This window comes from Streptomyces sp. NPDC026394, from assembly GCF_055567735.1.
In genome coordinates, this window is record NZ_JBVHPX010000017.1 from 67,865 (window position 1) to 92,225 (window position 24,361).

The following is a 24,361-nucleotide window of genomic DNA, read 5'->3' on the forward strand; positions in this document are numbered from 1 at the left end:
TCACGTACGGCCACCGCCCCCACCCCCTCAGCACATCCGCAGCCCCTCCACGAACGCCTCGATGCCCTCGGAACGGACCTGCGCGACGGCGTCGGTCGCCGGGCTCGTCCGGTCCCGCAGCCGCCGGGCCAGCGGTTCCAGCTCCTCGACGGGCGCCACCGGCTCCCGGCGCAGCGACTCGGCCGCCAGGTCCAGGGCGCGCCGGCCCCACTCCGGCAGCGGCACCCCGGCGACCTCGGCCGCCCAGCCGCGGGTCTGGACCTCGGCGGCGGCCGTACGGGCGTCCTGGAGCGACCAGCCGCCGAACAGGTCGCGGCAGCCCTCGGTGTCGCCCAGCCAGCCCAGCAGGACGGCCAGCCACGCGAACGTCTCCTCCCGGTTCATCGTGGGCAGATGGCGGATCTCGACGAAGGTGCCGCGTCCGCCGTCCCGGAGCACCGCCTCGCCCCGGCCCGCCGCCACCGCCTCCAGCACCTCGGCGACGGTGCACGACTCGTCCAGCCGCATCCGTACCCGTACGGCCGGCCAGCAGAAGACGAGGCCGGACGCCAGGTCGGCGGTGGTGCAGTGCAGGATGCGCTTGGTGCCGTCCGGGTCCACGAATTCGGCGTGGCCCGCCTCGGCGAACTGCCGCGTCGTCAGCTCGGGCACCAGCGGGGTGTGGAGGACGCCGTGCCGGGTGACCTCGAAGATCGGCAGCGCCCAGGCCGCACGCATGTAGTCCGCGAGGCTGCCGTACAGGTGGCGGGGATAGTGCAGACGGTGGGCGAAGAACGGGTTGGTCTCGGACAGTTCCGTGTAGCCGCGCAGCCGCAGGGAGTGCCAGGGCTGCACCCGGCCGCCGAACACCGCCGAGTTGGCGCCCCACGCGAAGATCAGCGGTGTCATCTTGATGAGCGTGTTGCAGGCGTCGATCACCCGCGGCAGCGGGACGTCGACGTTGAACTGGACGGCGGCGAACCCGGGCCAGGCGTCGCTGGCGTAGTGCCCCGGATACCGCTCGGCCTGTGCCAGCCACAGGCCGTAGTGCGCCTTGTCGGCCAGGTACGGGCCGCCGAGGGTCTCGGTCAGCGGCTGGCAGCCGTGCGCGAGGGCGGACAGCCCCTCGGCCGCCAGGGCCGGGAACACCACGTCGTCGAGCGTGCGGTGCCAGGCGGCCTTGGCGGCGGCGAACCCCTCTTCCGGCGGCAGGGCCGCCTCGACCGTGCAGACACCGTAGTCGTTGCCCACGTCCAGGGTGCCGTGGTCGCGTGCCGACCGGGCGCCGACCAGCGTGCCGGTGGTCGCGTCGTGGTACGGGTCGAAGTCCGGTCGGGCGGCGAGCCGTTCGAAGACGGCCTGTACGGCCGGGCGGTCGGCCGCGGCCCCCCGGCGGTCGACCACGGGCAGTTCTGACTCGATGCCGATCTTCATGTTCCAAGCTCTCCGTCGGAAGAGGGGGCGGCGGTGGCGGGGCCACGCTAGGGCCCGGAACCGGGCCCTCGCCGAACGCCGGGCCGCGCTTCACGCTTTACGGTGAACTCGACCCCGTCCCCGATCTTCAGTACCTGGCTCTGCGCGTCCGGCATGCCGCCCACGTGCCGCCGGTACGCGGCGATGACCTCGGCGTTCTTCTTCGGGACCAGGATGTTGTCGGCCACCACCAGGCCGCCGGGACGCAGCGCCGGCCAGCAGGCGTCGAAGTCCCGTACGTACAGCTCCTTCCAGTGGTCCAGGAGGACGAGGTCGACGGGGCCGGACAGGGTGGGGACGAGGGCGGGCGCCTCCAGCGCGGTCAGTTCGACGACGTCGGCGAGCCCCGCCTGCGTCACGTTGTCCCGCTGCTCGGCCCGTTTCGCGGGGTCGACCTCGATGGAGTACAGGCGTCCGCCGGTGGCCCGTACCGCCTCGGCGAGCCAGAGCGTGGAGTAGCCCACCGAACCGCCGACCTCCACGACCGTGCGCGCGGCCACCGCCCTGACCAGGGTGTTCAGCAACTGGCCGACCTCCGGGCCGACGTCGAGCATGAAAGACCCGGCGCGGGCGCGCAGGGCGGTGCCGCCCTGCGCGCGCAACGCCTCCAGCTCCCGCTGCTCCTTGAGGGACCGTTCCTCCAGCTCCGTCAGAACAGCCGTGAACCGGGTGTCCGGTTCCGCGGGAACCCGCCCCATCAGCCGATCCCGAAGAAACGGCGGGCGTTGTCGCAGAACAGTTGCCGCTTGGCCGCCTCGTCGATGTCCTTCCGGTCGGTCAGAGCCGTGACCGCGCCGGGGAACTTGGCGTCGAAGTGCGGAAAATCGCTGGCGAAGAGCAGATTCTCCCCCAGTCCCTGCTCGATGAGCGTGGGCAGCAGCGGGTCCTCCGGCTCCACCCCCAGGTAACACTGCCGCTTGAAATACGTACTGGGCCGCTCGGGCAGCGGCGGCCGGTCCTTGGCGAACTGCTCGGCGTGGTCGTCCATCCGGTTCAGCCAGAACGGGGCCCAGCCCGCCCCGCTTTCCATGAAGGCGAACCGCACTCCGGGAAAGCGCTCCAGGACACCACCGGTGATGAGCAGCATGACCGCCATCATGTGCTCGAAGGTGTGGCTGACGAGGTGGCCCTGCATGGTGTCGTGGGTGCGTTCGGTGCCGATACGGGGAATGCGGGCGACCCCGAACCCCTCATGGAAACACACCGCCACATCGTGTTCCTGACAGAACTCCCACAGCAGGTCGTACACCGGGTCGTCGATGTTGGTGCCGGCCACGGTGTTGGGCCGCAGGATGACGGTGCGCACACCCTGTTCCAGGACCCGGCGCGCCTCGTCCACCGCCAGCACGAGGTCGTGCTGCGGCAGCGCGGCCACCGGGAACAGCCGCTCCCGGTCCTCGGCGCAGTAGGCCAGCACCCAGTCGTTGTACGCCTTGGCCACCTCGTACGCGAAGGCGGAGCTGCGCAGGGCCGGAAGCAGTCCGAGGACCTTGGACGGGAAGATGTAGGCGCGGCTGATGCCCTCCCGGTCCATGGCGGCGAGCCGGTCCTTCGGATCCAGGCCGCCACGCCGCAGGGCGCCGAGCACGTCCACGGCGGCCGGATCGTCGAACTTCCAGCTCCCCGGGGTGTAGGTGGCCCCCTGGCTGCCACCGAACCAGGCGGCCTGCGTGGGCCGGCCGTGGAAGGTGGACGAGGGCTGTTCGATGACCCGCCCCTCGGCGGTCAGCCGGTCGTCCCGGTAGGACGGCATCCAGGCGGCATACTTCTCGGGCAGCCTCCCCCGCCACCAGTCGTCGGAGTCGGGCAGCACGATGTGGCTGTCGGCGTCGATGACGGGGTAGTCACGATGAGCGACCATGTACCACTCCTTCGGGAGATCCCAGGAAGGTCTGTCGGTCGGCGCGCCCGGCCCGCGGGCCCGCGCACACAGTGTTTGTGCACCCGTACGGATATCGTCCCCGCGTCCGAGACTCCGGACCATTGTGGCCGCCCCGCGGGCAAAGGGAAGACCGCCACCCGGCCAATGAATCCTCAGGCAGTTCCCGTTGTTACTTCCGTCCCGCCGGTCTCTTCCGTGTCCGGCTGGGGAAGCGGGGAGGGGCGGGACGGGGTGGGGTGGTTGTGCTGAGGTTTCGCCGCATCAGCTTGCCGCGCTTCGCCTGCCTGCTGCGAAGACGTGCCGGATCTTGCGCAGGGCACCCAGATCCGTCAGAGGGTTGCCGTCGGTGACGATGAGGTCAGCACTCATTCCCGGGCCCAGCGCGCCAGTGCTCCGCGAGCCGAGAGCCTCTGCGGGGTTCACGGTGGCCATCTCAAGAACTTCGCGCGGGCTGAAACCCACACCGGCGAAAAACTCAAGCGTTCCGACGTAATCATCGAATCGGGCCCCTGGCACACCCGCGTCGGTACCGGCCAAGAAACGGACACCGTCGTCCCGCATGCGCTGCCGGCACCGCTGTGAGCCATGGGCTTGGGCAGCCGGACACCCGAAGAGCCGGCTCCGTCTCACCGGGACGGAGCCGGCTCTCTGCCGGCGCTGCTGTCACAGGCGCCTTCCCGAGGCGCGGTGACGCGTCAACCGCCGACCCGGCCTCCGCCTTCAGCAAGCGCGCTCTGCTCTTCCGACTGCCGGGCGGCTGTCGGCTGCGGGACGGCCTCACTCTCGGCGCCGGCGCCCGGCTGGGCCGGAGCCGGGGTCTCGGGGCGGCCGGGCAGGAAGGAGCTGGCCACCAGAATGACCACGGCTACCGCCAGTACGAACCAGTAGGCGTCCTGGAACCCGTCGATCTTTCCGCCTGCCGCGGTTCCGGTGCCGACGGCTGCGAGGATCAGAGCGACGCAGGCAACACCGAGCGCGCCGCCGAGCTGGTTGAGGTTGTAGAGGATGGAGCTGCCCTGCGGGACCTTCTCGGGCGGCAGCGTCCGGTACAGCGATCCCATGGTCGGTGCGCCGACAGCACCGAGCCCCACGCCGATGGCGAACGCGGCCGCTGCCGACCACACCTCGCTGCTGTCCGCACCGAGCCGTGCGAGCACGACCGCGCCGGCCGCTGCCAGAACTGCTCCCGCACGCACCAGGCTCCGGGGGCCCAGCCGGTCACTGAGCCGTCCCGCCAGGGGCATGGCGAGAGCCGAGCCCAGCCCCAGCGGAGCCACCAGCAGCCCCGCCGCACGGGCATCGTGCCCGTGCACCATCTGGTAGTAGAGGGGCAGCGCGAACAGTCCCGCATAAGTACCCAGCCCGACCAGCCCCTGCACGGTGACGCTCGCGGCAAAGCTGCGGCTGGCGAAGAGCCGGATGTCGATCAGCGGTTCCGTGTCCCTGGCGCGCAGCGCGTGAACCATGTACGCGGCAAGCAGCACGAGGCCGATGACCAGGGGAATGAGCACGAAAGGCGTGCCGAAACTGGCGTGCTCGCCAGCCTGGGTGAGCGCGAGCACCAGCGCCGCGAAACCGGGAGCCATGAGCACGGCGCCGAAAATGTCGAGACGGGCACCGGACGACCGCACACCAGGGGGGTCGGCCGGGATCACCCGCAGCGCGAGCAGGAAGGCGATGATGCCGATGGGCAAGTTGATGTAGAACATGGAGCGCCACCCCATGGATTCGAGCACGATGCCGCCCAGCACCGGGCCCAGAACCGGTCCCAGGGACAGCACCACTCCCATCATGCCCATGACACGCCCAGCCCGGCTGGGCCCGGCCGCCCGCGCCAGGATCACCAGGACCAGCGGGTCGACCACACCGGCGCCTACACCCTGGACCACCCGGAAGCCGATCAAACTCGCCACATCCCACGCGAGAGCGGAGGCGAGCGAGCCGACCAGGAACAGGAGCAGACCGAACAACCAGAGCCGCTTGACGCCGAACCTGCCGATGGCCCAGCTGGTGATGGGGATGGTGATCGTGAGCGCGAGCAGGTAGCCCGTCGAGGCCCAACTGATCGAACTCAGCGAACTGCCGAACTCGCCGGCGAGCGTGTCGGCTGCGACGGTGACCATGGTGCTGTCGAGGATCCCCATGATCCCGCCCAGCAGAGTGACACCGATCAGCCGTAAGAGGCCGGGATCCAGCCGGTCGTCGCTGGTGTGAGACATGACTTCAACTCCGCCGGGCGTAAAGGAACTTGAACCAGGTGGTTCAACGTAACGCCCCAGCGCTTAGCAGCACAACCAGGAAGCGACTTTTTTTGTACTTCCTGGTTCAATCGTCGAGTACTGTCGGTATGATGCCGGGGTGAGCGAAGCCAAGAAGACAGCATCGGGCAGGCGCGGGGAGACGCGCGGGCGCATCGACAAGCGGCAGGCCATCCTTGAGGCGGCGTTCCGCACGTTCGCTCGCGAGGGATACGGGCAGTCCTGCGTGCGAGAGATCGCGTCCGAGGCCGGCGTGGCCAAGCCCACCATCTACAATCACCTCGGCGACAAGGAGACACTGTTCCACGAGTCGATGCGGGCCGCCCTCCTCCGTACAGCCAGTCGGCAACTGGCGGCACTCGACCAGCTGCGCAGAACCGACGGTGACGTGTGTTCCCTGCTCCAGGAAGCCGGTTACCGCTTCCTGGGCGCCTACTGCGGCGAGGAATCGCGGGCGCTGCGCGGGCTGCTGTGCGCCGAAGCCGCACACTTCCCCGACCTGCTCGACTTCGTCCAGCAGGAAGGGGCGCAGCGCATCCACGACACACTCGCCGATCGCTTGGCTCGCCTCGCACTGGCCGGCCGACTCAGCCTGCGGTCACCGGAGTTGGCGAGCGAGCAGCTCCTGGCGCTGCTGACGGGCCCCATGGAGCTGCGCTCGCGGCTGGGCAGCCGCGAGGTACCCGACGCCGAACTGCGCTCCGTGGCACATGCCGCGATCGACACGTTCCTGTGCGCCTACGGCCCCCGCGACGCGAACACTTAGAGGCTGACACAGGGGATGTCCGTCTGCTGCCGGCGGCCGCCCCGAGGCGCCGTCTGCGGAAGAGCGGTTGCCTCCTCCGTGAATCCATGTCCGAAAAAGGAGCAGGACGCCTTGACCACGACACTGATCACTGGCGCGAACAGAGGGCTTGGTTTTGAAACCGCCCGACGCCTGAGGGAAGCGGGGCACACTGTCTACGTGGGGGCGCGCGATCCGGAGCGCGGCCGCGCGGCAGCGGAGGCGATCGGTGCCCGGTCCGTCTTGCTCGAGGTCACCGACGACGATTGCGTTCTGGCCGCCGCGGAGTACGTACGGGAACGGTCCGGCCACCTCGACGTTCTGGTCAACAACGCAGGCGTCGCAGGGCCGCGGAAGGAAGCCGCGGACATCACGGTCGAGGACATCGAGGCGGTGTACACACCGAATCTTTTCGGAGCCGTGCGCGTGACACAGGCGTTTCTGCCGCTCCTGCAGAAAAGCAGCGCGCCCGCCGTGGTGAATGTGAGCAGCGGGCTGGGATCGCTCGCCATCGCCGCCGACCCGGAGCAGCACGTCTCCCACGTACCCGTGTACTACGCCAGCCTCGGCTACAACACCTCGAAGGCAGCGCTCAATATGCTGACCGTGCAGTACGCGAAAGCATTCCCGGGGATAGCGTTCAACGCGGTGGACCCCGGATGGACCGCCACGGATCTGAACGGCCACACAGGCATCCAGACCGTCGAGGAAGGGGCGCAGGTCATCGTGCGTCTGGCGATGGAGGGTGGCGGCGGCCCCACAGGGGAATTCTTCGGGAATTCCGGCATCGTCCCCTGGTAGGGCAGCACAGGTACCCGCGAGACAGCGGCATACCTGACGAGCCGGCACCCGCCTACCCGCGAGTTGTCAGCGCTGAACGACCCAGAAGGCCGAAAAATGGATAAGTTGCAGGACAAGGTGGCGCTCGTCACTGGAGCCAGTCGCGGGGTCGGGCGCGGCATCGCGCTGCGTCTGGCGCGCGATGGCGCATTGGTCGCCGTCCACTATGCGGTCAATGAAGCAGCGGCGCAAGAAACCGTCGATCTGATCGAGAAGGAGGGAGGACGCGCTTTCCCGCTGCGCGCGCAGCTCGGCCGCCCCGAGGCCGTGGAGGAATTATTCACATCCTTGACCAAGGAACTCACAGCACACGCACGCGAGGAAGTGGTGGACATCCTCGTGAACAACGCGGCCCGCACGGGGTTCGGCGGCTCTCTGCCTGATGCAGTAACTTGCGACATGCTCGATCAATACTACGCGGTGAACGCAGCGGCGCCGTTCCTCATCATTCAACGCGTTTTGGACATCATGCCGTCGGGCGGGCGCATCATCAACATCTCCTCGGGCATCACACGCTCTTCCTTCCCGCTCCAGATCGCTTACGCGATGAGCAAGGGAGCCATGGAGCAGATCACTCTGCACATGGCGCCCATTGCCGCAGCGAAGAACATAACGATCAATACCGTCGCTCCTGGCGTGACAGACAACGGCGACCCCGTGTTCGGCGACGCGGAAGCAGTCGGCGAGATGTCGAAGTTGTCGGCGTTCCAACGGGTCGGGCGGGTCAGCGACATCGCCGACATCGTGGCCTTCGTCGCCTCGGACGACTCTCGCTGGATCACAGGATCCTTCATCGACGCGACCGGTGGCACGTTGCTCGGCTGAGGGGCGGCCCAGGCCCTGCGGGAGCGGGCCGGGGCCGTTGTCAGTGGGGCCGGATATCTTCGGGGGAGATCTCTGGGGTGGGGGTCGGCAGGAGCGTGGCCGGAGGAGGTGGCGCCGTGGTCGGGCAGGGCGTCGGAGGCGGGGCGGAGAGTGCGTACGCACGCGAGTTGCGTGCGTACGCGGACACGGTGCTGAGAGAGTGGCAGGGGGCGCCCACATGGCAGCCCGGCTCCCAGTTGCGTGCGGTCTCGTACATGAGCGCCAGGGATTACGCGGGCCGTTTCCTGCTGGAGCTGCTGCAGAACGGTCACGACGCCCACCCCGGTGACCGTACGGACGGGCATGTGCACGTGCTGCTGGACGAGCGTGAGGGGCCGTACGGCACGTTGTACGTCGCCAATGCCGGGGAGCCGTTCGCGTGGCGTCAGGTGGACCGGGTGTGCAAGCTGGCCCGGAGCGACAAGCGGGTCGGTGACGGGATCGGCAACAAGGGGCTCGGGTTCCGCAGCGTTCTGGAGATCACCGAGTCGCCTGAGATCTACAGCGACCGTCCCGGCGCTCCGGATCCCGGGCAACTGGCCGGCTACCGCTTCCGTTTCGCGGTGAAGGACGACCTCCGGGTCCTGCTGCGGGACGAGGCGCTGGCCGAGAAGGCCGACAAGGAGTTCCCGCCTCTGCAACTGCCTTTCCCGGTGGCGGAGCTGCCGGTGACGTGCGCGGAGTTGGGGGCCGCGGGGCATGTGACCGTGGTGCGACTGCCGTTGCGCAATGAGGCGGCCCGGCAGCAGGCCGTCAGGCGCCTGAAGGAGCTGGCCAGGGCCAGGACCCCGGTCATGCTGTTTCTCGACCGCCTGAGCCGGCTGGTGCTGGAACACCGTAAGGCGGACGGGACCGTCGACCGGGTGGACCTCGTACGTCAGGAGAAGCCCTCGGGCCTCGTACGGACGCAGGCGGCGGACGCGGGGGCACCGTCCGCGCCCGTCGTGTCGGTCTCCCGTGTCAACCTCGGCGCGCTGGGGGAATTCCTGGTGGCGCGCGGTGTCGTGCCGGACCGGCGGCTGCGCGACACCCTCAGGCACGCCGTCGCGGCGGAGAACCTGGACGAGACCTGGCTGGACTGGCGGGAGGCCGCCGTGGTGGAGGTGGCGTTGCCGGCCGGGGGCGAAGCCGACCGGCGCGGTCAGCTCTACACCTTCCTCCCCCTCGGTGACGACGTGGCCGCGCCGCTGCGCGGTCATGTGAACGCGCCGTTCTACACGAAGATGGACCGCACCGCGCTGGACCGCGAACACCCCCTCAACGCCATGCTGTTCGACGCCCTGGCGGAGACGTGTCTGCTGGCGGCCGAGGAGTGGCGGACGCTGCCCGGGGCCGAACACCGAAGCGCCGCCGTGGACGTTCTCGCCTGGGAGACGGGAGCGCAGTTCGCCGGCCTCCTGGCCACGGCCGCGCAGCGCGTGTACGACCGTGCCTTCGAGGACGTACCGCTCGTACCGGTCCTGAGTCCGGGGACGGCGGATGCCTGGACCACGCCCGCGGACGCGGTGCTCTGGCCGGGAGGAGAGCTCACCACGCTGACGGCCGACGCCGCGGGGCAGGTGGGGGTGGCGGTGGCCGATCCGGGCGTGGGCGGTGGCAGGCTCAGACGTCTCGCCCGGGTGTGCGCCTCGTTGAAGTGCCCGCTGGAGCCGTCGGCGCCGGACCGTGCGCAGTATGTGGAACGCATCGTCGCCGCCTTGCCGACGCCCGCCTCCGGGGAGCCCGTCGGCCCTTGGGACGGGGTGTACACCGACCTGGCCCAGCTCTTCGCCGACGACGCGAGAGTGCTGCGCGGCCGCAAGCTCCTGCTGGCGGACGACAGTACGGTCGGCCGGTGCAACACGAGCGCCTGGCGGGCGCCGGCGAAGCCGGGGCAGAAGGCGCGCAGAGAGGCGTTCTTCCAGCCGTCGCGCGGCGAGGCGGGCGGCAAGGACGAACTGGCCGTGCCCGAGGCGCTGCGCAAGCGGCTCTTCTCCCTCCACCCGGGGCTCACCTGGCAGGAGAAGGGCAGCCCGCGGCGCGCGGAGGCCAAGCTGTTCCTGGAGCACAACGGGCTGGTGCGGCGCTTCGACGTCGACGGACTGCTGGAACACGTCCGGTCGGCCCTCGCCGGCAGCAACGCCCGCAAACTGCGCGTCCAGGCGCTGAGGTTCGTGTTCCGGCTGTACAGGTCCCGCAGGCCGGGTCAGTTCCTGGACGTCGAAGGGCTGGGCCTGTACGTGCCGTCCGCCGCCGGCGGACCGATGATCCGGGCGAGCGGCGCGGCGTTCGGAGCGGGCTGGCACGGCACTCACGGGGACGATCTGACCGCCGTCGTCGCCGAGGGCCGGGACGCTTCCGGCGGCCTGCTGTGGATGGAGGGCCTGCTCGTCACGCCGTCACCGGAATTCATCGGCCGCAAAGATTCTTTGGACGACTGGCGGGACTTCCTGCGGGCGCTGGGAGTCACCGACGGACTCATCCCCTGCCTCTCCAAGGGAGCGGAGACGCGGACCGACGGCCAACTGCTGCGGACGTACTGGCTCGTCCGTCTGGCCAAGCCCCCGCAGGCCGTCAGGGAGCAGTGGGAGCCGTTCATCGACCGTGGCCACAGCGAGGCGCAGTACCCGCAGACGCCGTACGTCGGCACACCCGCCTACCGCCTGCCGGGCCAGGAAGTGGCCGGCAGTCTCAGCGAGCCGGGGCGGCACGCCTACGCGCGGCTGGTCCTCCACGGACTGTCGCACTGGGACAGCAGGAAGTTCACGAGCCTGTGGACCCGGGACAGGGCAGGGTTCAAGGACCCGCAGGAAGTGCTGACGCCGCTGGCCGCTTTCGTACGCGAACAGGCGTGGATCCCCGTGCGCGGGCGTGAGCGCGGTACGGCCTTCGCGCGGCCGAGGGACGCATGGCACTACTCCGGCGCTCCGGAGGAGGAGCCCGCCTTCGCCCAGACCGTCGCCAGGGGGTTCCGCGGCCTGCTGGAGGCGGGGGACGTCCTCGTCCGGCTCCGTGAGTACGGGCTCCCCACCTGGGACGATCCCCGTGACAGCGCCCGGCTGATCGCCTTCCTCGGGCGGGTGGCCGGTTCGGGGGCGGCCGGGCCGGAGGACCGGCCGGCCCTGCAGCGCGCCAACCAGCGCGCGTGGAAGGACCTGGCCGTACTCGCCAGGGCGCGCGTCCTCCCACGGGCCGTGACCGAGCCGCTGGCGGACGCGTCCTTGCTTGTCGAATCGGGGGAGGAACTGGACACGGTCGGCATCGAGGCGCTGGGCGAAGGCGATCAGACCCTCTACGTCACCGGCGACCGCGACACGTTGCCGGCCCGCCTCATCCGGGAGACCGGCAACCCCCTGCTCGTGGTGCCGGGAGCGGCGCGGGAGGCGACCCGGCTGCTGAGGGACCTCTCCTCGGGCACGGTCCGGCTGGTCGACGAGGCGGAGCTGTCCGTGGAGGTCGACGGCGGCGAGGCGGAACTGCCCGGCCTCGGGCAGCCTCTGCGCGCAGCACTGCCCTGGCTGCCGGTGGCCATCGGCGTCCTGGCCGACCACACCACCGGCGGGATCCGGCCCACCGACACGGCCCTGACCGAACTGGTCGCGACGGCCCGCAGGGTACGTCTGCACGGCTATGCGACCCTGAGCATCACTCTGGACGCCCTGCCGATCACCATGCCGGAACACCTGGCCGGGTTCCTCCCCCTGCCCGACAGCCGGCAACCCCTGATTCTCGCACCGCGGGCCGCCGTCCGGGAGCTCGACTGGGACGCCGTTGGACGGCTCGCGGACGCGACGGCCCATGTCGTGGGGCGCCCGGAGTTCGCGATACGCCTCAGACTCGCCGCTCACGTGCTGCGCACCGCGTACGCCGACACCGTGGCGCCGCCGGAGAGGGCCCTCGCCGAGGCGCTGGGGGTCTCCGGCACGCAGTTCGAGGACACGGTCCAGCGTCTCGACGGCGCACTCGCCGGGGTACTGGAACGCTGCCTGCCGGTACTGGTACACGTACTCGGCGAAGCACGGGCCCGTGAACTGGCCGACTCACCACCGTCCGACACCCGGGAGTTCGCCGCGCTGCTCGCCGCGCACGCGAGCGAACTACCGCTCACCCCGGAGCAGTTGATAGCGGCAGCGCGCGGCGCCCGCGATGCAGGCGAACTGCGTGCCGCGGCGGGCATCGACTTCGCCGGGTTCAACCGGACGCTGGCCGGGCTCGGGGAGCCGTACAAGCCGGACAGCCGGGCCGAGGCGCACGAGGAGTCGGTCCGTGAGTACGTCGACCTGCACCGGCCCCGGCTCCTGGACCGCCTGCGGTGGGCGGCCCTGGCACGCTTCGACCGGCGCGAGCCGGTGCACGGCTGGCCCGAACTGCGCTCCCTCGCGTGGATCAAGGCTCCCGACGCCTGGTCGCTGACGAAGGAGCACGCCGACGGTGCGGCACTCCGCGCCCACGTCGAAGAAGCGCTCACCCATCGGCTCGGCCACACCGCGCCGACCCGGGGAGAGCGTCTGCCCGGCACCGAGCAGGTGCGCAGCCGCAACGGCGCGCTGGTGCGCGACGTGGCCGCCGATGCCGTCACCCTGATGAAGGCGGCAGGCCGCACCCCGCCGAAGGCATACGCCGCGCCCGATCCGGCATGGGAGATCACGTCACTGCTGGACGCGGCGGGCGCCCTGGACTTCCGGGACCTCACTGCCGACGACGTGGTGGCCTGGCTGGCGGCGCTGGGGCAGTGGCCTGCCGGAATGCCCCCGGCCTTGGACGCCGGGGCCCATGGGCTCACCCGACAGGACCTGGACCGCGTCCGCCGGGGCGCCGAGAAGGCACGCGAGGAGCGCGCCCGCCGCCAGCGGGTCATCTCGATCGGCGCCACCGAGTTCGACATCGCGTCCGGCGACTACACCGAGCTGGTGGGCGAACTGCTGCGCACGCTGGCGGCGGACCCGGGAATCGTCCGCGGACGCAAGGGATTCACGCAGCTCGAAGCCCTCGGGGCACGCGGTGCCGGAGCGCCGGGGCCACCCGGTTCGCCCGGTTCGCCCCGTCAGGGCCGGTACGCCCACGCCGACCGGGGGCTTTCAGCGGCCCAGCGCCAGGCGATCGGTTTCGTGGGCGAGTGGTTCGCGTACCAGTGGCTGCGTGAGCACCACCCGGCGACGAACGAGACCAGCTGGGTGTCCACCAACCGGCAGAGCGTCTTCCCCGGCTCCCCGGGGGACAACAGTCTGGGCTACGACTTCAGGGTCGGCTCGGGCAAACACCCCTTGCTGTTCGAGGTGAAGGCGACACAGGGTGAAGGCGGGCAGATCGAGCTGGGGGACAGCGAGGTCAGGGCGGCACAGCGGTACGCGGGCAGCGACCGGTGGCGCATCCTCTCCGTCACCTCGGTCCACGACCCGGCAAAGCTGCGCGTCCATGTGCTCCCCAACCCGTACAGCGCGCGCGGCCGGGGAGTGTACCGGGAGGAGGGCGGCGCGTTGCGCTTCTCGTACCGGATGTGACGGGGCGTTGAGGGGAGGGTTGGGGGGCGAGGACGAGGCCAGGGCTCGCTGCCGCGTGCGCCCGAGTACCGCCGGGCTGCCGGTCGCCGCGTAGCCGCACGCCTGGTGTCAGCGCAGGCCGCGGGCATCGCCGCCGCCGTTCCGCTGCTGGTCCTCGGCTTCTGCCGGCGCTCCGCCTTGGGTGAGGTCGCGCCGGCTCCGCCGTACCCAGAGCGGGGAGGCGGGCGAAGACTTCCGGGTGAGCGGAGGCGGTCGGGCCGCACCGGCCGCCGCGAGCAGCAGCGGGGGCACCACCGGCCACTTCACACCGACGGCGAGCGTCAGAGGCGGCGCCTCGCGCCGACGGGCCGCCAGGAGGGCCACGGCGACGAGGGCCGTGGGAGTGATCAGGAGTTCTAGGGGGCCGGGAAGCATGCCCTGGCCGGGCGTGAGCAGCCAGGTGCGGAACCGGCCGCCGAGCGCGGCACCCTGGACGAGTCGCCCGTCGGCCGGGCGCTCGGGCCGGGCCGGGCCGGCTTACCGGCGCAGCGCCCGCGGTCTGGAGATCACCCTGTACCGAGGCTGATCCGTCGTCTCCGCCTCGTCCGGCTCCGCGCGGGGCTGCTCGGTCCGCCCGTACGCCGCTCAGCGTTCGAAGCGGACCGTCGAGACGACGTAGACCACCGGCTGGCCCGGTTCGTCGAAGTTGACGGTGATGTTCTGGCTCGGGTGGGGGTCCTCGGCCTTGAGGGAGGTACCGGCCCACTGGCCGCCGCTGAGGTCCCAGCCGACCTTCGCCGCCTGAGCCCCGGTGATGGTGATCTCGCCGTCCTTGAGGGCGTCACGGCTGGTGCCGATCCACTTCAGGTAGTGGTCCAGGCCCCAGTCGTTGGTGCGGAACTGGACGTACAGGGAGCTGCGGTGCCAGGCGTTGGACTCGTAGTAGTAGACCGGGGTGGCACCGGCCGGGACCGGGACGTTGTAGATGCGCTGCTGCACCTTGGAGGGGTAATCGTTGTAGAGGCCGGTGGAGGCCGCCTCCTCCTCCTTGCTCTGGCCGCTGTCCCGGCTCTGCTCGGCGGAGATGACGATGTAGCCCGCCGGGATGGCGATCAGCAGGAAGATCACCAGTGCGGTGAGCCAGCGGCGGCGCCGGCTCGGCCGGGCAGCCGCGGACGCGCCGGCCGAGGACCCGGGCGGCGGCCCCGGCGGGGGCCCGCTCGGAGCTCCGGCCGAGGACCCGGACGGCACCTCCGGACGCTCAGGGGTCTCGCGCGCGGCCGGCCCCGCCCCGGGTGGGGCCGGATCGTGTTCCTCGGTCATGGGTGGGTTGTCCAGCTCCGTCATCGCCGGCCCGATCGTTCGTACCTCTCATAGCGTTCCACGCGCCGACGGTTGGCGCGCCGGAAGCGGCGGGCCACCAGGCGTGCCAGGTCGGCGGCGCCGACCATGCCGGCCTCGGGGCCCAGCTGTGCCTTGGCGATACGGGCCTCGGGGCGGTAGCCGCGGCCGGTCAGGGTGCGCCGGAAGGCGTCCCGGGCCGGGCCGATGAGCAGGTCGTCGGCGGCGCTGACGCCGCCGCCGATCACGAAGCAGGAAGGATCCAGCGCGGCGGCGAGATTGGCGATGCCGACGCCCAGCCACTGGCCGATGTCCTGGAGCAGTTCGACGCACATGGCGTCGCCCTCGCGGGCCAGCTCGGTGATGAGCGGGCCGGTGATGTCGGTGACGCGCCCGCCGACCCGGTCGATGATGTTGTACGCGACCGGGGAGTCCGCGGCGGCCAGCTCGCGGGCCTCACGGACCAGGGCGTTGCCGGAGCTGTACTGCTCCCAGCAGCCGCGGTTGCCGCACGGGCAGCGGTGCCCGGCCGGCACCACCTGCATATGGCCGAACTCGCCGGCCACCCCGTACTTGCCGCGCTTGACCGCGCCGTCCTCCAGGATCGCACCGCCGATGCCGGTACCGAGCGTGATCATGACGAGGTGGTCCTCGCCGCGGCCCGCGCCGAAGCGCCACTCGGCCCAGGCGGCCGTGTTGGCGTCGTTGTCGACCATGACGGGGACCGCCAGGCGGCCCGCGAGGCGGTCCCGCAGCGGCTCGTTGCGCCAGTTCAGGTGGGGCGCGAAGAGGACGGTGCTGCGTTCGGCGTCGACCCAGCCGGCCGCGCCGATGCCCACGGCGTGCACGTCGTGCCGGTCGGAGAGGTCCAGCACCAGCTCGGTGATGACGTCCTCGACGACCTTGGGGCTCTTGGACTTGTCGGGCGTCTCGGTACGGACCTTCTCCAGGATCGTGCCGTCCGCGTCGACGACGCCGGCCATCACCTTCGTCCCGCCGATGTCGATGCCGACGGTCGGCACGCGGGGCGCGCTCAGATGGGAGCGCCGCTCGCGGGTGCCCACCGTGCGCAGCACGGTCGCTCTGGCGGATCCTCGGTGCACCCGGTCCCGGTACGTGCTCATCGACCCACCTCTTCGCCGTTGCGGTGGCGGCGGCTGCGTGCTCGCAAGAGTCGTCTCGTCCCTGCGGGTGTCGGGAGGCCGGGGCCTCGGGCGTGCATGGTCCGGTGTCGTGCTCGTTCGGTGCCGTACGCGTGTACGGGTTCGTGCTCGTGCGGTGTCGTACGCGTACGGGTCCTGCTCGTACGGTCTCGTACGCGTACGGGCGCTCGCGGGGCCGGGCCCCGAGGGCGCGCGGTGGCCGTGCCGGCGGCGGTGACGTGCACGGTCCGGTGCGATTGTGCCCTAACAGCGGTACACGGCGCATGGCGGCGCGGGCCCGTCGGAACCCGCGCCACCGCCCGTGGACCGCCCCGCTCAGTGCGTGGGGTGGCCGCCGAGGTGGCTGGGCTCGGGCGCGCGGGCCAGCTCGTGGCTGAGCTGTTCCAGCTCGCTGCCGCCCGCCATCTGGCGCGTCAGCTCGTCCAGGGCGATCTCCGACCGGGTGTGGCGGCCGGCCATCGTCCCGCGCTTGAGGAGGACGAAACGGTTGCCCACGAGGTAGGCGTGGTGCGGGTTGTGGGTGATCAACACCACGCCGAGCCCGGCGTCCCGCGCGGCCGCGACGTACTTCAGGACGACGCCGGACTGCTTGACGCCGAGCGCCGCCGTCGGCTCGTCCAGGACCAGCACCTTCGCGCCGAAGTAGACGGCGCGGGCGATGGCCACGCACTGCCGCTCGCCACCGGAGAGGGTGCCGATGGGCTGGTCCACGTCGCGCAGGTCGATGCCCATGCGCAGCAGCTCGGCGCGGGTGGTCTCGCGCATCAACTGGACGTCGAGCCGCTTGAAGGGGCCGACGCCCTTGGTGGGCTCGGAGCCGAGGAAGAAGTTGCGCCAGACCGGCATCAGGGGGACGACGGCCAGGTCCTGGTAAACGGTGGCGATGCCGCGGTCCAGCGCCTCGCGCGGGGAGGACAGCCGGGTCTCCTCGCCCTCGATCGCGAAGCGGCCCGCGTCGTGCTGGTGCAGCCCCGCGATGATCTTGATAAGGGTGGACTTGCCCGCGCCGTTGTCACCGAGCACACAGGTGATCTCCCCCGCGTGCACCTCCAGCGAGACGCCTTCCAGGGCCTTGACGTTGCCGTAGAACTTGCTGACGTCCGCCAGCTCGACGAGGGGCGGGGTGGTGTCAGCGGCGGACGGGTCACCCGTGGCGGGCAGGCCGTCCGTGGCGGCTGGGGTCCCCGGGGCGGGCGAGGCGTCCGTCGCTTCGCCCGGGGATGTGCCCGGGGCGTCGCCCGGCACTCCGTCCGGCGCTTCGTCCGGATTGCTCATTTTGTCGCCTCCGCGCGCTTGCGGACCCATGCGTTCAGGAGCGTGGCCAGCAGCAGCATCGCTCCGAGGAAGAACTTGTACCAGTCCGGGTTCCACTGGGCGTACACGATGCCCTTGCTGGCCATGCCGAAGATGAAGGCGCCGACGGCGGCGCCGATCGCCGAGCCGTAGCCGCCGGTCATCAGGCAGCCGCCGACCGCGGCGGCGATGATGTAGAGGAACTCGTTGCCGACGCCGTCGCCGGACTGGATCGCGTCGTACGAGAACAGCAGGTGCTGCCCGGAGATCCAGGCCGCCAGCGCGACCCCCATGTACAGGCCGATCTTGGTCCGGGTGACCGGGACGCCGACCGCCCGCGCGGCGTCGGAGCCGCCGCCCACCGCGAAGATCCAGTTGCCGACGCGGGTGCGCAGCAGGACCCAGGTGGCGAGCGCGACCAGGCCGATCCACCACAGGATGGTGACCTGGATGTCCACACCGCCGACGCTCAGGTGGGACGCGAAGAGCGCCCGGGCCGAGTCGAAGCCCTCCATGTCGGCGATGGACTTCGTCGAGACGGTGCCGCTGATCAGCTTGGTGAAGCCGAGGTTGAGGCCGGTCAGCATGAAGAACGTACCGAGCGTGATGATGAAGCTGGGCAGCTTCGTACGGGTCAGCAGGAAGCCGTTGAAGACTCCGATGGCCAGGGTGACCAGCAAGGACACCCCGACGCCCACCCAGACGTTCGCCGTCATCTGATAGCTGAACATCGACGAGACCAGCGCCGAGCTGACGACCATGACACCGGCCGACAGATCGAACTCGCCGCCGATCATCAGCAGCGCCACCGGCACGGCCATGATGCCGATCGTGGACGACGCGTACAGCACGGTGGAGAGGCTGGAGGCCTGCAGGAACGTGTCGGCGGCGAAGGAGAAGAAGAGGAAGACGGCCGCGGCGCCGACCACCGCGCCCAGCTCGGGACGGCTCATCAGGCGGCGCGCCGGCGAACGGGGCACCAGCCGCTCGTCCGGCTCCTTGCCGTCCTGCGGTCCGCTGTCCTGCACAGGGGTCTCCGCGGTGCTCATCGGGTCCCCCGCTTCGTGTACTCCTGCAGGGCCGCCGCGTCCTTCTTGGTGATCACCTGGGGGCCGGTGAAGACCGGCTTGCCGCCACCGAGGACATCGGCGTTGTACTTGTAGAGCCACAGCAGGTCGACGGCCTGGTACCCCTGGAGGTACGGCTGCTGGTCGACGGCGAAGCCGAGGGAGCCGTCCTTGAGGCCGTCGGCGACCTTGGCGTTCAGGTCGAAGGTGTCGATCTCGGCGTCGCTGCCGGACTGCTCCTTGGCCTTGACGGCGGTGGGCGCGAACGGCGCGCCCAGCGTCACCACGGCGTCGATGCCGCGGTCCGACTGGAGCTTGGCCTCGATGGTGGACTGGACGTCGGGCATGTTGGTGCCCTCCACGTACAGCTTCTGCATCTCGCCCTCGAACGTCTTCTTCGCGCCGTCGCAGCGCTGCTCGTGGCCGACGTTGCCCTGCTCGTGCAGGACGCACAGTGCCTTCTTGCGGCCCCGCTCGTTCAGCTCCTCGCCGACGGCCTCGCCGGCCACCGTCTCGTCCTGGCCGATGTGGGTCAGGGCGCCGTACGCCTTGGACGCCTCGGCGCCGGAATTCACGGTGATCACCGGAATGCCGGCCTTCTCGGCCCGGGCGACCACGTCCTTCATCGCGTCGGGCTTGGCCAGCGTGACGATCAGCCCGTCCACCTTCTGGTCGATGTAGGACTGCACCAGCTGGCTCTGCCGCTGTGCCTCCTTGTCGTGCCCGTAGACGAATTTGATGTTGTCCTTGTCGGCGGCCTGCCGGGCGCCGTTCTGCACGATGTCCCAGAAGGTGTCGCCGTCGCCCGAGTGGGTGACCATGGCGAAGGTCCACCTCGGGGTGTTGACGGCCGCCTTGCCGCCCGCGGTCTGGGCGGCGCGCGCTTCCTCGGCGCGCTTGCCGCCGGTGCTGCTGCACCCCGCCAGGGACGCGGCGAGCACCGCTGCCAGCACCGCGGTCACCGCGCGTACCCCTGTCCGAACCCTTGCCACGAGGTCGAGCCCTTCTCGTTGCTGTTGCTGCTGTCACTGCGCGCCTGGGGCGCTGTGCCGGGTTTGGGCCGAAAATGATCGGTCCCGGCCGCCCAAGTATCCGTTACGCCTGTTCCGCGTGGGGTCATCGGGTCCCGCGCCCGGGGTACTCCGCCGGCTGCGGTGCGCCCGTCCCCGGCTGTGACACGCCGACGTCCGGCCACCGTACGCCCGTACCGGTGGCCGCGCGGACGGGCCGGTCAGCGCCGGATCGCCGGGAGCCGGGCCCTGCGGACGGGGACGGTCCGGGGCACGGAGGTATCAGGCTCGGTGACACCGGGCTGGGTGGTACCGGGCTCGCTGGTGGTACGGGCCGTGCGCGCGGTACGCCTCATGGGGCCGCCCTCTCTCCCGTGCCGCCCGACGGCGACTGGAGGAGTTCTAGCGGCGCGCACCGAGCCCCGTCAATGGTTTGTCAGAACATTCTTACCCGGGCGGTGTCCGGGCGGCCGGATTTCCGGCGCCCGGCGCCCACAGGGCCGTACGAGGTACCGGAACTCCGGCATGCGGCGCCCTCAGGGCCGTACGAGCAACTGGAACTCGAAGGCGTACCGCGAGGCCCGGTAGACGTGCGAGCCGAATTCGACCGCTCGGCCCGTGTCGTCGAAGGTCGTACGCTGCATCGTCAGCAGCGGGGCACCCTCGGGCTCCCCCAGGCGCTCCCCCTCCCCGGCCGTCGCGGCGCGCGCGCCGACGGACTGGCGGGCGCTGTGCAGGGTGATGCCGGCCGCCCGCATCAGGCGGTACAGGCCGGTCTCCTCCAGCCGCTCGGTACCGAGATCGAGCAGTCCGGCGGGCAGGTGGTTGCGCAGGTGGGCGACGGGTTCACCGTGCGCGAGCCGCAGCCGCTCGACGAGCGCGACCTCGGCCCCCTCCGCGACCCCGAGCGCGGCGGCGACCTCGGCGGTGGCTTCGGTGGTGGTGTTGAGGAGCACGCGGGTGGCGGGCTTCTGCCCGGCGGCCTCCAGGTCGTCGTAGAGGCTGCTCAGCTCCAGCGGGCGCTTGACCTGGCTGTGCACGACCTGCGTACCGATGCCGCGGCGCCGCACCAGCAGCCCCTTGTCCACCAGCGACTGGATGGCCTGGCGGACCGTGGGCCGGGACAGCCCGAGGCGTCCGGCCAGCTCGATCTCGTTGCCGAGCAGGCTGCCCGGAGCCAGCCTGCCGGTCTCGATCGCCGCTTCCAGTTGCTGGGACAGCTGGAAGTACAGCGGGACCGGGCTGCTCCGGTCCACACTGAACTGGACGGGGCTCTCGGTTCCCTCGGAGTCTGTATCGCGTTTCCCCACGGGCGGGAGCGTATCCGGCCGCGATGATGACGGGAAGTCCGGAGGTCACATTGTCCGGACAATCACGTCAGGGGCTGGTACGTACCAACGGTTTCAGCCACCGTCATCACCGGCACCGTGGCCGGTGTCCCCTTCACTTCGCCATCCAGGCGTCCTCGTACTTCTTGTACGTGCCGTCGTGCTTCGCCAGGTGGACCCACTGGTCGACGTACGCCTTGAACGGGAAGTCGGCGCGCGGTACGGCGTACGCCTTCTCGGAGAAGGTGAAGGGCCGGTCGGGGTGGACCGCGCACAGCTCGGGGTGGATCTTGGACTGGTAGCGGGTCTCGCTCGCGTCGGTCATCATCACGTCCGCCCGGCCCGCGATGATCTCGTCGAAGATGGTGGTGTTGTCGGGGTGCGCCTTGATGGTCGCGCGCTTGATGACGGACCGGGTGAACTGTTCGTTGGTGCCGCCCGGGTTGACGATCACCGTGGTGCCCGGACGGTCGATCTCGTCCAGCGTCCGGTACTTGTCCCGGTCCGCGCAGCGGACGACGGGGGTCTTCCCGTCGGTGCGGACCGGCTCGCTGAAGGCCGCCTTCCGGGCGCGCGGCAGGGTGATCGACACGCCGCCCATGGCGATGTCGCAGCGCCCCGCCGCCAGGTCGTCGACCAGTTTCGCCCAGGTCGTGGGCACGTACGTGGGCTTGGCGTCCAGGCTCCGGGCCAGGTCGCGGGCCATCGAGATGTCCACACCGCGGTACGCCCCGGACGCCGGGTCGCGGTGGGTGAAGGGGCGGTAGTCGCCGGTGGTGCAGACGCGGAGGACACCCCGGCGGGGAACGGTGTCGAGGAGGGAGGCGGGGCCGGGAGCGGGGTGCGTCGTGGGGTGCCCGGCGGTGGCCGGCCGGTCCGGGCGGGCGGCCTGGGCCGCTGGGGCGGCCGACGGGGCGATCGGCGGGGCAGTCGCCGGTGCGGCCATGGTGAGGGCGAGGACGCAGGCCAGGGCGGAGAGGGCTACGGCGCGGCGCATGGGGCGGCTCCTGTACGCGGCGAGGGGCGGGCGACGGGCGGAACACGCGGATCGGGCCGTCAGCGTGGCAGAGGGCCGGACGGGAGTGAAGGGCGTGACCGGCTGATGGGACGGGGGCTGAAGGGCGTGATCGGCTGTCGGGAGTGAAGGGCGTGACTGGTGGGCGGGGCGGGAGTGAAGGCCGGGGCCGGTGGGCGGGACGGGAGTTGAGAGCGGGGCCGGTGGGCGGGACGGGGCACCGGCCGTCACTGCGCGTCGGCGGCCCAGTGTGCGCGGGCGATGCCGGCCAGGGCGGCGAGGGCCGCGGTCGGACTCCGGTCCTTGTGCCGTACGAGATGGACGCCGAGCGCGGGCCGGCAGGTCCACGGCAGAACGGCCACCTCGCCACGCGCCACCTCGTCCGCCACCGCCACGGCGGGCAGCAGCGCCACACCGAGACCGGCGGCGGCGCAGCGCTTGAGAGCCTCCACGCTCAAAAACTCCATCACGGCCGGCCGGACACCCGCCGACCGCAATTCCCGTTCCATCAGCTCGCGTTGGGCACAGGTGTGGTCCATCAGCAGGAGGGTCTGCGTGGCCAGGTCGGCGGTACGGACGCGGGTACGGCGCGCCAGCGCGTGGTCGGGGTGGGCGATCAGGACCATCGGTTCGTCCGTGAGGCGTTCCGCGCGCGCCACCGGGTCCCGTACGGACTCCTCCAGCAGGAACCCCGCGTCCAGGGCGCCGTCGCGGAGGTTGGCGAGCAGCGTCGTCCTGCTGTCGGGGCCGAAGACGACGCGCAGGCGCGGGAAGCGGTCCTGGAGTGCGCGCAGCACGGGCGGCAGGCGGTACGCGCACAGCGTCTCGGGGGCGGCGATGTGCAGGGTGCCGCGGACCTGCGCCGGGTCGCCGGCGCCGCGTACGGCGTCCCGGGCCTCGTCCGCGTACGCGAGCATCCTGCGGGCGTGACCGCGCAGTTCGCGCCCTGCCTCGGTGAGGGTGACGCGTCGGCCGAGCCGTTCGAAGAGGCGCGTACCGAGGTCGTTCTCCAGCGCTTTGATCTGCGCGGTGACGCTGGACTGGACATAGCCGAGTTCCTGGGCGGCGCGGGTGAAACTCAGGTGCCGGGCCACCGCCAGGAAGGTCGTCAGATGCTTCAGTTCCATGAGCGGATCGTAGGGCGGGCCGCAGGAGCCGGACCGGGAGTGCGGGACAGCAGGGCGGCGGGCCATCGATCGGCTGCCGCGATGCTCCGGATCGGAAACATTCGTTGGACGCGATGGTTCCGGGGCCCGTAGAACGGCAGGCATGGCTGCGTTCACCTCCCTCTTCCCGTCCGGGCGCCGGCAGCGGCCGCCACACCGGGACCGGCGGCCGGCGACGGGTCTGGCCGGCCGGGACTTCCTGCTCCTGCTGCTCGCGACCCTCGGCACCTTCGCGAACTACGCGCCCATGCTGACCGTCGTCCCGCTGTGGACCGCCCGCGGCGCGGCGGGCGAGGGCGTGGCGGGCGCGGCGACCGCCGTCACGATGGCGACGACCGTGGCCGTCCAACTGTGCATGGGGTGGCTGACGCGGCGCTTCTCCCTGCGCCGTCTGCTGGGCGCGGGTGCGCTGCTGCTCGGCCTGCCGACGTTCGGTTACGTGCTGTCGTCCGGGCTCGCGTGGGTGCTGGCGGTCTCCGCCGTACGGGGTGTGGGCTTCGGCGTGGTGGCGGTGACAGGCAGCGCGCTGGTCGCCGAACTGGTGCCGCCGGAGCAGCGCGGGCGGGCCGTCGGCTGGTACGGCGTCGCGGTGGGACTGCCCCAGGTGGTGCTGCTGCCGCTGGGGGCGTGGCTCGCCGCCGACGGGCACTTCGGCGCCGTCTTCGCGGCGGCGGGCGCGCTGAGCGTGGCGGCGGTGCCGCTGGTGGCGACGATGTCCGGGCGGCCTGCGGCGTCCCTGCGACCGTCTCCGGCGCCGTCCCGGCCCCCGGAGCCGCCGGCGTCCGAAAGCCACCGTCCACTGCTCCGCCCGGCGCTCCTGCTGGCCGCCGCTTCGGTGGCGCTCGGCGGGCTCACGTCCTTCCTGCCGTTCGTGCTGGCGCGCCCGGAACTCGCGCCCACCGCGCTGCTCGGGCTCTTCGTCGCGATGATCGCGGGCCGGTGGGCGGCGGGGGTGTGGAGCGACCGGCGGGGCCCGGGGCGGCTGGTGCTGCCGGCCGCGGCGGTCTGCGCACCGGCCGTCGCCGTCCTCGCCCTGACGGCCGGGCACGAGGCGACCGTACCGGTGGCGCTCGCGATGGTGGCGCTGTACGGGCTGGCCGACGGCGCTCTGCAGAACGAGACCCTGGTGCTGATGTTCCGGCGGGCCGGGCCGCACGGCAGCGGCGCCGCGGGCACCGCGTGGAACACGGCGTACGACGGCGGCACCGGACTCGGTTCGGCCGGTGTCGGGCTGGTCGCGCCCTGGCTGGGGCCCGGTGGCGCGTTCGGGGCCGTTGCGGCACTGATCGCGCTCTCCGTCCCGATCGGTGCGCGCCTGCGGCCCGGCGTACGGGCGCAGCGGGCACGCCGGGCCGAGACGCCGCCCAGCCGTACACCCGACAGCACACCACCGCGCGGGCACCTGTGACCGACCAGACCGCGCCGCAGTCGGCTTGGCC

At 71.3% G+C, this 24,361-nt stretch carries 19 protein-coding genes; 5 read left to right on the forward strand and 14 right to left on the reverse strand.

Annotation, left to right across the window (positions count from 1 at the left end; translation table 11 throughout):
* Window positions 1-27: 27 nt before the first annotated feature.
* From ACZ4QV_RS30670 to ACZ4QV_RS30690, 5 genes are all read right to left on the reverse strand, one after another.
* Window positions 28-1,413 (reverse strand): glutamate-cysteine ligase family protein, encoded by a 1,386-nt coding sequence (locus ACZ4QV_RS30670; protein WP_361151891.1) that lies wholly within the window; start codon window positions 1,411-1,413, stop codon window positions 28-30.
* Between the two features lie 47 nt (window positions 1,414-1,460).
* On the reverse strand, window positions 1,461-2,150 hold the full coding sequence (locus tag ACZ4QV_RS30675; protein WP_361583564.1) for an O-methyltransferase: 690 nt from the start codon (window positions 2,148-2,150) through the stop codon (window positions 1,461-1,463).
* Entirely contained in the window at window positions 2,150-3,313 is a 1,164-nt protein-coding gene (locus ACZ4QV_RS30680) for an amidohydrolase family protein (protein WP_361583561.1), read from the reverse strand. The genes ACZ4QV_RS30675 and ACZ4QV_RS30680 overlap by 1 nt, the downstream gene beginning before the upstream one ends.
* A gap of 282 nt (window positions 3,314-3,595) precedes the next feature.
* Window positions 3,596-3,964, reverse strand: coding sequence for an amidohydrolase family protein (locus tag ACZ4QV_RS30685; RefSeq protein WP_361583558.1), 369 nt, complete (start codon window positions 3,962-3,964; stop codon window positions 3,596-3,598).
* A gap of 65 nt (window positions 3,965-4,029) precedes the next feature.
* A complete protein-coding gene (locus ACZ4QV_RS30690) occupies window positions 4,030-5,553 on the reverse strand; it encodes a DHA2 family efflux MFS transporter permease subunit (RefSeq protein ID WP_361583555.1) in 1,524 nt (507 codons plus the stop codon).
* A gap of 139 nt (window positions 5,554-5,692) precedes the next feature.
* On the opposite strand from ACZ4QV_RS30690, the gene ACZ4QV_RS30695 reads away from it, so the two are divergent.
* From ACZ4QV_RS30695 to ACZ4QV_RS30710, 4 genes are all read left to right on the forward strand, one after another.
* Window positions 5,693-6,358 (forward strand): TetR/AcrR family transcriptional regulator, encoded by a 666-nt coding sequence (locus ACZ4QV_RS30695; RefSeq protein WP_361583552.1) that lies wholly within the window; start codon window positions 5,693-5,695, stop codon window positions 6,356-6,358.
* A gap of 111 nt (window positions 6,359-6,469) precedes the next feature.
* Entirely contained in the window at window positions 6,470-7,177 is a 708-nt protein-coding gene (locus ACZ4QV_RS30700) for an SDR family oxidoreductase (protein ID WP_361583549.1), read from the forward strand.
* A 96-nt stretch (window positions 7,178-7,273) separates the two neighbouring features.
* Window positions 7,274-8,041 carry an SDR family NAD(P)-dependent oxidoreductase gene (locus tag ACZ4QV_RS30705; RefSeq protein ID WP_361583546.1) on the forward strand — a complete coding sequence of 256 codons (768 nt, stop codon included), beginning with the start codon at window positions 7,274-7,276 and terminating at the stop codon, window positions 8,039-8,041.
* A 116-nt stretch (window positions 8,042-8,157) separates the two neighbouring features.
* Window positions 8,158-13,560, forward strand: a complete 5,403-nt coding sequence (locus tag ACZ4QV_RS30710; RefSeq protein ID WP_467763686.1) for a sacsin N-terminal ATP-binding-like domain-containing protein — start codon at window positions 8,158-8,160, stop codon at window positions 13,558-13,560.
* A gap of 108 nt (window positions 13,561-13,668) precedes the next feature.
* On the opposite strand, the gene ACZ4QV_RS30715 is transcribed toward ACZ4QV_RS30710, so the two are convergent.
* The 9 genes from ACZ4QV_RS30715 to ACZ4QV_RS30755 all read right to left on the reverse strand — a co-directional run bounded on the left by ACZ4QV_RS30715 (window position 13,669) and on the right by ACZ4QV_RS30755 (window position 22,883).
* Complete coding sequence (locus ACZ4QV_RS30715) at window positions 13,669-13,974, reverse strand: hypothetical protein (RefSeq protein ID WP_361583540.1); 306 nt, start codon at window positions 13,972-13,974, stop codon at window positions 13,669-13,671.
* Window positions 13,975-14,184: 210 nt separating this feature from the next.
* A complete protein-coding gene (locus tag ACZ4QV_RS30720) occupies window positions 14,185-14,886 on the reverse strand; it encodes a hypothetical protein (protein ID WP_467763687.1) in 702 nt (233 codons plus the stop codon).
* On the reverse strand, window positions 14,883-16,004 hold the full coding sequence (locus ACZ4QV_RS30725) for an ROK family glucokinase (RefSeq protein ID WP_030023694.1): 1,122 nt from the start codon (window positions 16,002-16,004) through the stop codon (window positions 14,883-14,885). Before ACZ4QV_RS30725 ends, ACZ4QV_RS30720 begins: the two co-directional genes overlap by 4 nt.
* 354 nt (window positions 16,005-16,358) lie before the next feature.
* The gene (locus tag ACZ4QV_RS30730; protein ID WP_361151879.1) at window positions 16,359-17,318 is read right to left on the reverse strand and encodes an ATP-binding cassette domain-containing protein; all 960 of its coding nucleotides are present in this window, start codon (window positions 17,316-17,318) and stop codon (window positions 16,359-16,361) included.
* Window positions 17,315-18,385: an ABC transporter permease gene (locus ACZ4QV_RS30735; protein ID WP_361151876.1), complete on the reverse strand. Its 1,071-nt coding sequence runs from the start codon at window positions 18,383-18,385 to the stop codon at window positions 17,315-17,317. Before ACZ4QV_RS30735 ends, ACZ4QV_RS30730 begins: the two co-directional genes overlap by 4 nt.
* Entirely contained in the window at window positions 18,382-19,395 is a 1,014-nt protein-coding gene (locus ACZ4QV_RS30740) for a sugar ABC transporter substrate-binding protein (protein ID WP_467763688.1), read from the reverse strand. The genes ACZ4QV_RS30735 and ACZ4QV_RS30740 overlap by 4 nt, the downstream gene beginning before the upstream one ends.
* Before the next feature lie 554 nt (window positions 19,396-19,949).
* Entirely contained in the window at window positions 19,950-20,723 is a 774-nt protein-coding gene (locus ACZ4QV_RS30745) for a GntR family transcriptional regulator (protein WP_361583532.1), read from the reverse strand.
* 133 nt (window positions 20,724-20,856) lie between these two features.
* The gene (locus ACZ4QV_RS30750; RefSeq protein WP_361583529.1) at window positions 20,857-21,738 is read right to left on the reverse strand and encodes a transporter substrate-binding domain-containing protein; all 882 of its coding nucleotides are present in this window, start codon (window positions 21,736-21,738) and stop codon (window positions 20,857-20,859) included.
* 245 nt (window positions 21,739-21,983) lie between these two features.
* Window positions 21,984-22,883, reverse strand: a complete 900-nt coding sequence (locus tag ACZ4QV_RS30755) for a LysR family transcriptional regulator (protein WP_361637274.1) — start codon at window positions 22,881-22,883, stop codon at window positions 21,984-21,986.
* A 142-nt stretch (window positions 22,884-23,025) separates the two neighbouring features.
* On the opposite strand from ACZ4QV_RS30755, the gene ACZ4QV_RS30760 reads away from it, so the two are divergent.
* The gene (locus tag ACZ4QV_RS30760) at window positions 23,026-24,330 is read left to right on the forward strand and encodes an MFS transporter (protein ID WP_361583523.1); all 1,305 of its coding nucleotides are present in this window, start codon (window positions 23,026-23,028) and stop codon (window positions 24,328-24,330) included.
* Window positions 24,331-24,361: the final 31 nt, after the last annotated feature.

Excerpts from the sequence above, each read along its gene's own strand:
- ACZ4QV_RS30730 (WP_361151879.1), bottom strand. The coding sequence starts at position 17,318 with ATGAGCAATCCGGACGAAGCGCCGGACGGAGTGCCGGGCGACGCCCCG.
- ACZ4QV_RS30690 (WP_361583555.1), bottom strand. The coding sequence starts at position 5,553 with ATGTCTCACACCAGCGACGACCGGCTGGATCCCGGCCTCTTACGGCTG.
- ACZ4QV_RS30720 (WP_467763687.1), bottom strand. The coding sequence starts at position 14,886 with ATGACGGAGCTGGACAACCCACCCATGACCGAGGAACACGATCCGGCC.
- ACZ4QV_RS30715 (WP_361583540.1), bottom strand. The coding sequence starts at position 13,974 with ATGCTTCCCGGCCCCCTAGAACTCCTGATCACTCCCACGGCCCTCGTC.
- ACZ4QV_RS30675 (WP_361583564.1), bottom strand. The coding sequence starts at position 2,150 with ATGGGGCGGGTTCCCGCGGAACCGGACACCCGGTTCACGGCTGTTCTG.
- ACZ4QV_RS30680 (WP_361583561.1), bottom strand. The coding sequence starts at position 3,313 with ATGGTCGCTCATCGTGACTACCCCGTCATCGACGCCGACAGCCACATC.
- ACZ4QV_RS30760 (WP_361583523.1), top strand. The coding sequence starts at position 23,026 with ATGGCTGCGTTCACCTCCCTCTTCCCGTCCGGGCGCCGGCAGCGGCCG.
- ACZ4QV_RS30735 (WP_361151876.1), bottom strand. The coding sequence starts at position 18,385 with ATGAGCACCGCGGAGACCCCTGTGCAGGACAGCGGACCGCAGGACGGC.
- ACZ4QV_RS30670 (WP_361151891.1), bottom strand. The coding sequence starts at position 1,413 with ATGAAGATCGGCATCGAGTCAGAACTGCCCGTGGTCGACCGCCGGGGG.
- ACZ4QV_RS30725 (WP_030023694.1), bottom strand. The coding sequence starts at position 16,004 with ATGAGCACGTACCGGGACCGGGTGCACCGAGGATCCGCCAGAGCGACC.
- ACZ4QV_RS30755 (WP_361637274.1), bottom strand. The coding sequence starts at position 22,883 with ATGGAACTGAAGCATCTGACGACCTTCCTGGCGGTGGCCCGGCACCTG.
- ACZ4QV_RS30750 (WP_361583529.1), bottom strand. The coding sequence starts at position 21,738 with ATGCGCCGCGCCGTAGCCCTCTCCGCCCTGGCCTGCGTCCTCGCCCTC.
- ACZ4QV_RS30705 (WP_361583546.1), top strand. The coding sequence starts at position 7,274 with ATGGATAAGTTGCAGGACAAGGTGGCGCTCGTCACTGGAGCCAGTCGC.